7 protein-coding genes and 1 rRNA gene are annotated in these 11863 nt (G+C 71.3%); 3 read left to right on the top strand and 5 right to left on the bottom strand.

Going from position 1 to position 11863, the window contains the following annotated elements:
* Nucleotides 1-87: 87 nt before the first annotated feature.
* Both OG702_RS16140 and OG702_RS16145 read right to left on the bottom strand, forming a co-directional pair.
* Nucleotides 88-1612 (bottom strand): 16S ribosomal RNA (locus tag OG702_RS16140).
* 584 nt (nucleotides 1613-2196) lie between these two features.
* Nucleotides 2197-2757: a MarR family winged helix-turn-helix transcriptional regulator gene (locus tag OG702_RS16145; RefSeq protein WP_327289584.1), complete on the bottom strand. Its 561-nt coding sequence runs from the start codon at nucleotides 2755-2757 to the stop codon at nucleotides 2197-2199.
* A 142-nt stretch (nucleotides 2758-2899) separates the two neighbouring features.
* On the opposite strand from OG702_RS16145, the gene OG702_RS16150 reads away from it, so the two are divergent.
* Nucleotides 2900-4177 (top strand): MFS transporter, encoded by a 1278-nt coding sequence (locus OG702_RS16150; RefSeq protein WP_327293247.1) that lies wholly within the window; start codon nucleotides 2900-2902, stop codon nucleotides 4175-4177.
* A 314-nt stretch (nucleotides 4178-4491) separates the two neighbouring features.
* On the opposite strand, the gene OG702_RS16155 is transcribed toward OG702_RS16150, so the two are convergent.
* Together OG702_RS16155 and OG702_RS16160 are read right to left on the bottom strand one after the other, a co-directional pair.
* Nucleotides 4492-6231 (bottom strand): ATP-binding SpoIIE family protein phosphatase, encoded by a 1740-nt coding sequence (locus OG702_RS16155; RefSeq protein ID WP_327289585.1) that lies wholly within the window; start codon nucleotides 6229-6231, stop codon nucleotides 4492-4494.
* A 127-nt stretch (nucleotides 6232-6358) separates the two neighbouring features.
* Entirely contained in the window at nucleotides 6359-7741 is a 1383-nt protein-coding gene (locus OG702_RS16160) for an NAD(P)/FAD-dependent oxidoreductase (RefSeq protein ID WP_327289586.1), read from the bottom strand.
* 309 nt (nucleotides 7742-8050) lie between these two features.
* Between OG702_RS16160 and OG702_RS16165 the strand changes: the two genes are divergently transcribed.
* Nucleotides 8051-8848: a TetR/AcrR family transcriptional regulator gene (locus OG702_RS16165; RefSeq protein ID WP_327289587.1), complete on the top strand. Its 798-nt coding sequence runs from the start codon at nucleotides 8051-8053 to the stop codon at nucleotides 8846-8848.
* A 122-nt stretch (nucleotides 8849-8970) separates the two neighbouring features.
* On the top strand, nucleotides 8971-11043 hold the full coding sequence (locus tag OG702_RS16170; protein ID WP_442814439.1) for a sigma-70 family RNA polymerase sigma factor: 2073 nt from the start codon (nucleotides 8971-8973) through the stop codon (nucleotides 11041-11043).
* 39 nt (nucleotides 11044-11082) lie between these two features.
* On the opposite strand, the gene OG702_RS16175 is transcribed toward OG702_RS16170, so the two are convergent.
* Nucleotides 11083-11817, bottom strand: coding sequence for a DsbA family oxidoreductase (locus OG702_RS16175; RefSeq protein ID WP_327289588.1), 735 nt, complete (start codon nucleotides 11815-11817; stop codon nucleotides 11083-11085).
* Nucleotides 11818-11863: the final 46 nt, after the last annotated feature.

Consider the following 11863-nt stretch of genomic DNA (forward strand, 5'->3'; position numbering starts at 1 on the left):
CAACGTTCCACCCATGAGCAACCGGCACCGGACACTCGCCGATGAACCGGCCTCTGACCACCAATGGCGGTAAGAAGTGCTCCTTAGAAAGGAGGTGATCCAGCCACACCTTCCGGTACGGCTACCTTGTTACGACTTCGTCCCAATCGCCAGTCCCACCTTCGACGACTCCCTCCCACAAGGGGTTGGGCCACCGGCTTCGGGTGTTACCGACTTTCGTGACGTGACGGGCGGTGTGTACAAGGCCCGGGAACGTATTCACCGCAGCAATGCTGATCTGCGATTACTAGCGACTCCGACTTCATGGGGTCGAGTTGCAGACCCCAATCCGAACTGAGACCGGCTTTTTGAGATTCGCTCCACCTCACGGTATCGCAGCTCATTGTACCGGCCATTGTAGCACGTGTGCAGCCCAAGACATAAGGGGCATGATGACTTGACGTCGTCCCCACCTTCCTCCGAGTTGACCCCGGCGGTCTCCCGTGAGTCCCCAGCACCACAAGGGCCTGCTGGCAACACAGGACAGGGGTTGCGCTCGTTGCGGGACTTAACCCAACATCTCACGACACGAGCTGACGACAGCCATGCACCACCTGTACACCAGCCACAAGGGGGACCCTGTCTCCAGGGTTTTCTGGTGTATGTCAAGCCTTGGTAAGGTTCTTCGCGTTGCGTCGAATTAAGCCACATGCTCCGCCGCTTGTGCGGGCCCCCGTCAATTCCTTTGAGTTTTAGCCTTGCGGCCGTACTCCCCAGGCGGGGAACTTAATGCGTTAGCTGCGGCACGGACAACGTGGAATGTCGCCCACACCTAGTTCCCAACGTTTACGGCGTGGACTACCAGGGTATCTAATCCTGTTCGCTCCCCACGCTTTCGCTCCTCAGCGTCAGTATCGGCCCAGAGATCCGCCTTCGCCACCGGTGTTCCTCCTGATATCTGCGCATTTCACCGCTACACCAGGAATTCCGATCTCCCCTACCGAACTCTAGCCTGCCCGTATCGAATGCAGACCCGGAGTTAAGCCCCGGGCTTTCACATCCGACGCGACAAGCCGCCTACGAGCTCTTTACGCCCAATAATTCCGGACAACGCTCGCACCCTACGTATTACCGCGGCTGCTGGCACGTAGTTAGCCGGTGCTTCTTCTGCAGGTACCGTCACTTGCGCTTCTTCCCTGCTGAAAGAGGTTTACAACCCGAAGGCCGTCATCCCTCACGCGGCGTCGCTGCATCAGGCTTTCGCCCATTGTGCAATATTCCCCACTGCTGCCTCCCGTAGGAGTCTGGGCCGTGTCTCAGTCCCAGTGTGGCCGGTCGCCCTCTCAGGCCGGCTACCCGTCGTCGCCTTGGTAGGCCATCACCCCACCAACAAGCTGATAGGCCGCGGGCTCATCCTGCACCGCCGGAGCTTTCCACCATCACGGATGCCCGCAACAGTAATATCCGGTATTAGACCCCGTTTCCAGGGCTTGTCCCAGAGTGCAGGGCAGATTGCCCACGTGTTACTCACCCGTTCGCCACTGATCCACCCCGAAAGGCTTCACCGTTCGACTTGCATGTGTTAAGCACGCCGCCAGCGTTCGTCCTGAGCCAGGATCAAACTCTCCGTGAATGCATCCGGGATATCCCGGTCCACCACGCAAGAGCGGCACCACGAGGAGGAATAATCCCCGGGTGCACAGCGTCCTCGCTATGTGTGTTTCTTCAAAGGAACCTCATCACGCACCCACACAAAAACGCGGGGTACGCGACGGGGTATCAACATATCTGGCGTTGACTTTTGGCACGCTGTTGAGTTCTCAAGGAACGGAAGCTACCATCGGAACCGTTTCACCGGCCCCTCCGGGCTTTCCCTTCGTCGTGTTCCCGACTCTATCAGACCCTTTCCGGCGCCTGATCCCCAGTCAGCGGGGTTTGTCTTTTCGGCCGTTGGGCCGTTCCGACGAGTGAGACTTTAGCGGACTCCGTTCGCTCCGGCCAAATCGGCCCGATCGATCGAAACTCTGCACGCATTCCGAAAAAGCACACGACGGGACGACAACAAGACGACGGCTCGTGGCCGTCGGAGTGTCGACAGTCGAATGGTCCTGCGGGATGGCTGTCCGGGGACCGACCGGAGTCGGCGCTCACGTCGGACAACTCGGAGTACATTACGCATCCCCTCGGGGGGTGTCAACCCCCGACGGTCACTTCCGGTCAGTCGAGGTCGGAGAGGCGGCCGCCGGCGTCCGGCTGGCTGTCCTCGACGCGGCGGAGGAGGCGGATCAGGATCTCGCCGAGGGCGGCGCGCTCCGAGGTGTTCAGGTCCTGGAGCAGTTCGTCCTCGAAGGCGGCGGCCATCCGCATGGTCTGGAGCCACTTCTCCCGGCCCTCGTCGGTCAGCTCGACGATGACGCGGACGCGGTTGGCCTCGTCGCGCTCCCTGGTGACCAGGCCCTCGGTCACCAGCCGGTCGATGCGGTGGGTCATGGCGGCCGGGGTGAGGCCGAGGCGCTTGGCGAGGTCGCCGGGGCCGAGGCGGTAGGGGCGGCCGACGACCACGAGGGCCTTGAGCACCTCCCACTCGGCGTTGCTGATGCCCAGGTCGACGAGCTGGCGGCCGTAGGCGACGTTCATCCGGCGGTTGAGCCGGCCCAGCGCGGTGACGACCTTCTCCACCTGGGGGTCGACCTCGGGAAACTCCCGCTGGTAGGCGGCGATCTGGGCGTCGAGGTCGAGCTCCTGGGGCGCACCGGCGGAACCTGCGGCTGCGGTCATGGTCCGAGTATCGCACGGTAACGCTTTGCTCTAAAGCCCTTCCGTATGTACTCTTTAGATTCGAACTTTACTAGTGAAGTCTTCAACCCGAAGGCTTGCCTGGTCCCGCCTGCCCGAAGGGAGAGCCGTGAACGACACCGCCATGGGCGCAGCGCTGCGCCGAATCCAGCTGGGGAACGCCTTGAGTGCCTTCGGCAACGGCTTCACCGTGCCCTTCACCTTCGTGTACGTCTCCGAGGTGCGGGGGCTCGGGGCGGGGACCGCCGGCGTGGTGCTGGCGACGTTCGCCATCGCCGCGCTCTTCGTGCTGCCCTTCACCGGGCGGATCATCGACCGGCGCGGGCCCGTACCGGTCGCCGTGGCCGGCACGGTGCTCGCCGCGTCCGGATCGCTGGGGCTCGGGCTGTCCGGCAGCGAGCCGGTGGTCATCGCCGCGGCCGGGGCGCTGGGCGCGGGGATATCCGTCGTCCAGCCGGCGCTGGCCACGATGATCGTGTGGTGCTCCACCACCGTGACGCGCTCCCGGGCGTTCGCGACCCAGTTCTTCCTGGCCAATCTGGGCCTCGGGGTCGGCGGTCTTATGGGCGGGCTGATCGTGGACACCGCGCACCCGTCGTCCTTCATCAGGCTCTTCGCGATCGAGGCGGCGATGTTCCTGGTGCTGGGTGCGGTGACCGCCACGGTGCGGCTGCCGGCCACCGCCAGGCTGGAGGGGAGCGTCACGGCCCATGAGCCGGGCGGCGGCTGGCGGCTGCTGCTGCGGAACCGCGCGATGGTCACGCTGTGCGTGCTGGGGTTCGTGCTGTTCTTCGCCTGCTACGGGCAGTTCGAGTCGGGGCTTTCCGCCTTCGCGGTGACCGTCACGCACGTCTCGCCGGCGATGCTGGGCGTCGCGCTCGCCGCGAACACGGCGGCGATCGTGCTGGCGCAGTTCGTGGTGCTGCGGCTGGTCGAGCGCAGGCGGCGCAGCCGCGTCATCGCGGCGGTCGGCCTGGTCTGGACGGTGGCCTGGCTGGCGGCGGGGGCGTCGGGGCTGGTGCACGCGCACCATGCCGTCGCGGTGGTCGCGATCATCTCGACGTACGCGCTGTTCGGGCTCGGTGAGGCGATGCTCGCGCCGACGGTGTCGCCGCTGGTCGCCGATCTTGCGCCGGAGCGGATGGTTGGGCGTTACAACGCCGCGTTCGCGCTGGTGAAGCAGCTGGCTCTGGCCGTCGGGCCGGCGGTCGGCGGCGTCATCGCCGCGGCGGGGGCGTATGACGTGTACGTCGTCCTGCTGGTGGTCTGCTCGCTGGGCGTCTCGCTGATCGCCCTGCGCCTGGGCCGCCACCTGACGGCGTCCCAGGACGCCCCTCTCCGCACCACCCGCGTGGTGGCCCAGTCCCCCCGCCCCACCCGCACCCCGACCCCAGCGGCCTGACTCCCCCGGGACGCGGGTCGCTCCCTGCCGCAGAGGGCAAGCCTCCAAGGGCGCGAGGAACGGCGCGAACAACCCCCACCGGGCACGCGGGACACCACCGCCCCAAAGGAGCAGCCCGCTCCGCCCCGGACCACCGGGCAGCGGTGGGCTGAGCGCGCAGTTCCCCGCGCCCCCAAGGGGTCGCCCGCCCTGCGCAAGGGAAACCGCCAGACCGCCGCACCCGGCGGAGGCGCACCCCCCGCCGAAGGGGAACCGCCCACCGCCGCGCCCGGCGGAGGCGCACCCCCCGGCGGACGGGGAGCCGCACTGCCTCCTCAGCCCGGGAGGGTGAATTCGCACCAGACGGCCTTGCCGCCGCCCGGCGTGCGGCGGGATCCCCAGGAAGAGGCGATCGTCGCGATGATCGAGATCCCGCGGCCCGCCTCGTCGGCGAGTTCGGCGCGGCGCCGTCGCGGCAGGTGCTCGTCGCCGTCGGTGACCTCGATGACCAGCCGCCGGTCCGTGCGCCGGAGGCGCAGCCGCATGGGGGGAGTGCCGTGCTTGAGGGAGTTGGCGACCAGCTCGCTCGCCGCGAGCACGCCGAGGTCGCGCAGTTCGACCGGGAAGCGCCAGGAGGCCAGCACGCCGGAGGCGAACGCGCGGGCGCGCGGCGCCGCTTCGATGCCGCCGAGGAGTTCGAGCGAGGCGTTGCGGAAGACCTCGCCGTCGGGGTGTCCCGTGTGGTCGGGATACTGCATGACCAGGACGGCCACGTCGTCGTCGTGCTGAGCGGTGACGCCGAGCGCGCGCATCAGCCGGTCGCAGACGACCTGGGGCGCGCCGGTGGCGCCGGCCAGCGCCCGCATCAGGGTGGATACACCTTCCTCGATGTCCTCGCCGCGGCGCTCGATGAGGCCGTCGGTGTAGAGCACGGCGGTGCAGCCGGGGCCGAAGGGGACGGTGGCGGAGGAGTGGGTCCAGCCGCCGGTGCCCAGCGGCGGCCCGGTGGGTTCCTCGGTGCGCTGCACGGTGCCGTCGGGGTCGCGGATCAGGATCGGCAGGTGGCCGGCGCTGGCGTAGGAGAGCCGGCCCTCGCTGGGGTCGTGGACGGCGTAGACGCAGGTGGCGATCTGGGTGGCGTCGATTTCCGAGGCGAGCCCGTCGAGCAGCTGGATGACCTCGTGCGGGGGCAGGTCGAGCCGCGCGTAGGCGCGGACGGCCGTACGCAGCTGGCCCATGATCGCGGCGGCGCGCACCCCGCGGCCCATGACGTCGCCGATGACCAGGGCGGTGCGGCCGGCGCCGAGGGTGATGACGTCGTACCAGTCGCCGCCGACCGCCGCGTCGGTGCCGCCGGGCTGGTAGGTGGCGGCGAGCCGGAGGTCGTCGGGCTGTTCCAGCTGCTGCGGCAGCAGCGAGCGCTGGAGGGTGACGGCGGTCTCGTGGAGGCGGCCCTCGCTCTCCCTGAGCCTTTCCGCGGCCTGGACCTGGTCGGTGACGTCGGCGGCGAAGACCAGGACGCCGCGGCGTGCGGGGTCGGGGTCCTCGGCGTGCACGGGTGTGCAGGTGAAGGTGAAGTAGCCCTGACGGGTGAGCGTGCCGGCGTCGGCCCTGCTGACCTTGCGGGCTTTGACGGTGCGCGGGCGGCCGCTGCGGTGGACCTGGTCCATCAGCGGCAGCAGGCCGAGCTCGTCCAGTTCCGGCAGGGCCTCGCTGGCGGGGGCGCCGGTGGTGCGGGGCCCGAAGACCTCGGCGTAGGCGTCGTTGACGAAGCTGACGCGGTGGACGGGTCCGTGGGTGACCGCGATCAGTGCGGGCAGCTGGCTGAGCACGCCGGCGAGGTCGCCCAGCGTCCCGCCGATGGCGGAAAGTGCCTGGTCGCCGGCGTGCGGCGGGGGGCCCTTGCGGCCTCTGCCGGATGCGGGCGCCGGCCCTGGCGGGTCCGCGGGGGCGGTGCCGCCGCCCTGGGTGCCGCCGGCCGGTGCGGCGGCGTCGGCGGTCTTGCCGCGGGCCGCCGGGACGGCACCGCGTCGCTGTGTTCCGGGGAGCCGGGCGCTCCAACGCGTGAGGTTCAAACGTCCGATTCCTCGTATTTGTCACTCTTTGCAGGTGCTGCCGCACGGGTGGTCACCTGCCCAGTGTGGCCGACCGGGGGCCTGCGAGGGAATCGCACCGGGGCACGGCCGGTGCGCCGGGGGGTGCTCACGGCCGTGGCAGGCCGGGCTCACCGCCGCTTCCCGCCGCCTGTGCGAACTCGGCGCGCGGGTGCTCGAGGGAGCCCAGCGAGACGATCTCCCGCTTGAACAGCCCGGAAAGGATCCACTCCGCGAGGACCTTGGACTTGCGGTTCGCGGTCGGCATCCGGCTGAGGTGGTAGGCGCGGTGCACCAGCCAGGCCGGGTAGCCCTTGAACTCGCGCCCGTAGAGCAGGGCCACGCCCTCGTGCAGGCCGAGGGAGGCGACGGAGCCGACGTGCTTGTGCCGGTACTCGGTGAGCGGTTCGCCGCGCAGCTGTGCCACGACGTTCCCGGCGAGCACCTTGGCCTGGCGCACGGCGTGCTGGGCGTTGGGCGCGCACAGGGCCCCGTCGGCGTCGGCGGTGAGGTCCGGCACGGCCGCCGCGTCGCCGGCCGCCCAGACGCCGTCCCGGCCGGCGACCCGCAAGGTGGCCTCGGCGACCAGCCGTCCGCTGCCGTTCTGCGGCAGCCCGGTCGCGGCCAGCAGCGGTGCCGGCTTGACGCCCGCGGTCCACACCAGGGTCCTGGTCGGCAGCCGGGATCCGTCGGACAGGACGGCGATGCGGTGCTCGCACGATTCGAGCCGGGTCTCCAGCCGGATGTCGACATTGCGCCCGCGCAGCTCGCGGACCGCGTACCGGCCCAGCTCGTCACCGACCTCGGGCAGGATCCGGCCGGTCGCCTCGACCAGCACCCACTTCATGTCCTCGGCCCGGACGTTGTGGTAGTAGCGCAGGGCGTAGCGCGCCATGTTCTCCAGCTCGCCGAGCGCTTCCACCCCGGCGTATCCGCCGCCGACGAAGACGAAGGTCAGGGCGGCCTCGCGGACGTCGGCGTCGCGGGTGGAGGAGGCGATGTCGAGCTGTTCCAGTACGTGGTTGCGCAGCCCGATCGCCTCCTCGACGGTCTTGAAGCCGATGCCGTGCTCGGCCAGGCCCGGCACGGGCAGGATCCGGGAGACCGAGCCGGGGGCGATGACCAGCTGGTCGTACGCGATCTCGGTGGCGCCGCCGCCCTCCTCCTCGGTGGCGGGTGTGACGACGCTCGCGACCCGCTTGTCGTGGTCGATCGAGCGCACCTCGCCGACGACGATCCGGCAGCGGTCCAGGACGCGGCGCAGCGGCACGACGACGTGCCGCGGGGAGATCGATCCGGCGGCGGCCTCGGGGAGGAACGGCTGGTAGGTCATGTACGGCTGTGGCTCGACGACCACGATCTCCGCCTCACCGCGTTTCAGATGGAGCTTTCGCTGCAGCTGCAACGCCGTGTACATGCCGACATAACCACCGCCGACCACAAGAATGCGCGGTGTGCTTGCCTTGGCCATGGCCGCCGACTCCGTCGTCATTGCTCCATGACGCAATGGTCGGAGGCCGTTTGTCCACAGGTCGGACACCATGATTCACGGGAATCGGCGTCCCCGCGAGCCCGTAGCCCGCTCCCGTAACGGTCCATCAGCGGGCAAATGCCCCAGGGCGGGAAACGCGTCCGGCTGCCGCTCTCGAAGAGCCCACGCCCCAGGGATCCCACCCTCTTCATTCTTGACGCGGCCTCAACTATGTTCGTATCTCGTAGTAGTGCGCGGCCCTGCGCACAGGTTCGATAAGGGCGGGGAGTCTCCGGGGGGAGACATTCAATTGTTCGGGGGGATACATACATGCACATTCAAGACATGACATGGCCGACTTCCGCAGGTCCCGACGGGGCGACCGGCCGGGCGGCACCGCTGCGGGTCGACGCCCAGCGGAATCTGGAGCACGTCCTGCGGGCCGCTCGCGAGGTCTTCGGCGAACTGGGCTACGGCGCGCCCATGGAGGACGTGGCGCGGCGCGCCCGGGTCGGCGTCGGCACCGTCTACCGGCGCTTCCCCAGCAAGGACGTGCTGGTCAGGCGGATCGCCGAGGAGGAGACCGCGCGGCTGACCGAACAGGCGCGCACCGCGCTGGGCCAGGAGAACGACTCCTGGTCCGCGCTGGCCCGCTTCCTGCGCACCTCGGTCGCCTCCGGCGCCGGGCGGCTGCTGCCGCCGCAGGTGCTGCGAGTGCAGGGCAGCGCGCCGCACGACGCGGAGGGGGCAGGCGGAGGGAACCGGGTGCCGCAGCAGCGCGGCAGGTTCGCCGAGGCCGCGGAGGGCGCCCGTCCGGGCTCCGGCGACCACAGCGGCCGCGACGCCCTCACCGAGGCCGGGGCGGGCGGCAGCCGCGGCGCCAGGGTCGAGGACCAGGAGGGGGTGCGCACGCTGCTCGACGTCGTCGGCCAGCTGGTGGAAAGGGCGCGGGAGGCGGGCGAGTTGCGCGCCGACGTCTCGGTCGCCGACGTCCTGCTGGTCATCGCCACGGCGGCGCCGTCGCTGCCGGACGCGGCCCAGCAGGCGGCAGCCTCGGCCAGGTTGCTGGACATCCTGCTCGAAGGTCTGCGCTCGCGCCCCTCGGAGCGGCCCGTGGCGCACGACTGAGCGGCCGGCGGCGCGCGGCCCGTCCGGAGGAACGCATGGATTCGGCGAACGATCCTTCCACGGAAGGGTGGTTCCGCCGAAGTCCATGACGTCGGACCCCTCCGCTGTGCCAGGCTTGGCCCGTGGATGAGCCAAACGGGGAGTCCGGCGCCGCCCCCGCCGCAGGGGCCGGGCCGGAAGGCGGCGCCGAGCCGCCGTCCCGCAGGGTGCCAGGCCAGCGCGACCCGGTGCCGCGCCCGGAAACGGCGCATCCGGGCCGGCTGCGCCCCGACCCGTCGCGTGTCGATCCGGCACGCCCGCTGCCGTCGCCCGGCCCCGCGCCTGACGGTGTGCCGGACGCCGCGACGGACGCGCCCGCCGACGACGACCTGCTGGCCGCCGGGCACCCCGAGCCGGGCTCCGAGCTGTCGGACGAGGAGCTGGTCGACCAGGTCAGGGCAGGACGGGACGGCGCGTACGAGGAGATCTACCGTCGCCACGCCGAGGCCGTACGCCGCTACGCCCGTACCTGCTGCCGTGACGCGCACACCGCGGAGGACCTGACCGGCGAGGTCTTCGCCCGCACCCTGCAGGCGATCCGTGGCGGCAGCGGCCCGCAGTCCGCCGTCCGCGCCTACCTGCTGACCACGGTCCGGCGGGTCGCCGCGACCTGGGGCAGCACCGCCCGGCGGGAGCAACTGGTCGAGGACTTCGCGGTCTTCGCCGTCAGCGCGGCGGGCTCCGGCGCCCAGGCCGCGACCAGCGCGCCGGCCGCCGACGTGCGGGCCATGGCGCAGGCCGAGCAGTCGCTGGCCATCCAGGCGTTCCGCACGCTGCCCGAGCGCTGGCAGACGGTGCTGTGGCACACCGCGGTGGAGGAGGAGTCGCCCAGTGCGATCGCCCCGCTGCTCGGCCTGACCGCCAACGCCACCGCCGTGCTCGCCCACCGCGCCAGGGAAGGCCTGCGCCAGGCCTATTTGCAGGCCCACGTCAGCTCCACGCTCACCGCGCAGGGCGAGTGCGCCCGCTACGCCGACCGGCTCGGCGCCCACGCCCGCGGCGGCCTTCGGATGCGCGCCGACCGCGAACTGAACCGGCACCTGAAGGGCTGCGAGCGCTGCACGGCCGCCTCGCTCGAACTTGCCGACCTGAACTCGGCGCTCAAGGGGCTGCTGCCGGTCGCGTACATCGGCTGGTTCGCCGCCGTCTACGCCACCAAGGCCGCCGGTGCCGCCGTCGTGGCGGGCGGCGCCGCCGCGGCGGGGGCCGCGGGCGGTGCCGCGGCCGCCACGGCGGGCTCCGGCTCGGGCGGCGCGGGCGTGGCGGGCGGGGCTGCCGCCGGTGAAGGCCTCGGCGCGCCCGTCAAGGCCGGCATCGCGGCGGCCCTGGTCATCGCGGCGGCCGCTGCCACGGCCTTGGCCCTCACCGCGGGCCATGGCACGCCGCCGCGGAAGCCCCAGGCCAAGCCGCCGGCGGCCGCCCCGGTCGCGACCAGGCCCGCGGCCCCGCCGCCGTCGCACGGAGCGCGGCCGCCGGCCGGGCCCGAGCCCGAGTCCGCGCCCGCCACCCGGACGCTCGCGCCGCCCGCGGCCACCCACCGGCCCGCACCGGAGCTGGCGGCGGCTGAGCCGACCACCGAGGCGCCGACGCCCCCGAGTGCGACGCCGGAGCCGACACACGAGCCGGTCTCCAAGCCCAGCCCTGCCACCGCCACCGCGCCGCCGACCCTGGCGCCGCCCGCACCCCCCGCGCCGCCGACGGTGTACCGGGTCAACTCGCTGGGCGTGAGCGGCTTCGGCGCGCCGACCAAGCCCACCATGCGGCTGGCCACTTCGAGCGAGAGCTGGTGGTGGGACCGCTGGGGCCTGCGGATCGGCGGCACGGCGTACGCCCACGGCATCACCGTGCACGCACCCTCGAAGGTGACCATCGACCTCAACCGGGCCTGCGTCTCCTACGACGCCAGGGCGGGTCTCGACGACCTGACCCGGCTGGCGCGCACCACCGTGCGTTTCTCCGTCTACGGCGACTCCACCCGCCTGTGGACCTCAGGTGTGGTCAGCAGCGGCGACCCCGCGGTCCCGGTGCACGTCCGGCTGGGCGGCTACACGACCGTGCGCCTGGTCGTCACCGCCGAGTCCGGCGACGGTAAGCGCGGCGACGCACTCGGCCTCACGGGTCTGGCGGACTGGGCGGACGCGGAGATCAGCTGCTAGCAGCGCCGGCCGCCGTATAGACCTGGTGGGCGGGCCGCCTCAGCCCGCCGCGGCCTTGCCGCCGGCCGCGGGCACCTCGCACACGCCGTCGGCGCACGCACCGGCGTCGGTGGCGGTGTCCGCCGCCGCGGACGCGGCGGCGGCGGTGTCCTTGGCGACCTGTTCCAGCACGCGCAGGAAGGTCGAGGTCTCCTGGCCGCCCTGCACCGCCCACTGGCCCTCGAAGACGAAGGTCGGCACCGCGGTGATGCCGAGCTGCCTGGCCTCGTCGATCTCGCCGACCACCTCGTCGTGCAGCGCGTCGCCGCTCAGGAACGCCGTGACGGCGTCCCGGTCCAGGCCCACCGTGACGGCCGCCTCGGTCAGCTGCTCCTGGTCCCCGATGTCCATGCCCTCGCCGAAGTGCGCGGTCATCAGCCGGCCCTTGAGCCGGACCTGCGCCTCGGGGCCGTACTCGTCCAGGGCGAAGCGCAGCAGGCGGTGGGCGAGCAGGGAGTTGTTCTCCAGGACCGTGTCGAAGTCGAAGCTGATGCCCTCCTCGGCGCCGAGCGCGGCGATCCGCTCGTCCATCGCCGCGGCCTGCGGCCCGAACTTCGCCGCGAGCACCTCGCGGTGCGGGCGCGCCTGCTGCGGGGCGGACGGGTCGAGCTGGAAGGGCCGGTAGACGACCTCGACGGAGGAGCCCTTGGGGAAGGCCGCCAGCGCGCGCTCGAACCGGGTCTTCCCGACGTAGCACCACGGGCAGGCGATGTCGCTGTAGATCTCGACCTTCACGGCTCTTCTCACTTCCGGTGGGCGGGGCGGGCTCGGTCCCGGGCCT

The sequence above is a fragment of the Streptomyces sp. NBC_01198 genome, from assembly GCF_036010485.1.
In the GTDB taxonomy this organism is placed as follows: Bacteria; Actinomycetota; Actinomycetes; order Streptomycetales; family Streptomycetaceae; genus Actinacidiphila.

Excerpts from the sequence above, each read along its gene's own strand:
- OG702_RS16150 (WP_327293247.1), top strand. The coding sequence starts at position 2,900 with ATGGGCGCAGCGCTGCGCCGAATCCAGCTGGGGAACGCCTTGAGTGCC.
- OG702_RS16160 (WP_327289586.1), bottom strand. The coding sequence starts at position 7,741 with ATGACGACGGAGTCGGCGGCCATGGCCAAGGCAAGCACACCGCGCATT.
- OG702_RS16165 (WP_327289587.1), top strand. The coding sequence starts at position 8,051 with ATGCACATTCAAGACATGACATGGCCGACTTCCGCAGGTCCCGACGGG.
- OG702_RS16145 (WP_327289584.1), bottom strand. The coding sequence starts at position 2,757 with ATGACCGCAGCCGCAGGTTCCGCCGGTGCGCCCCAGGAGCTCGACCTC.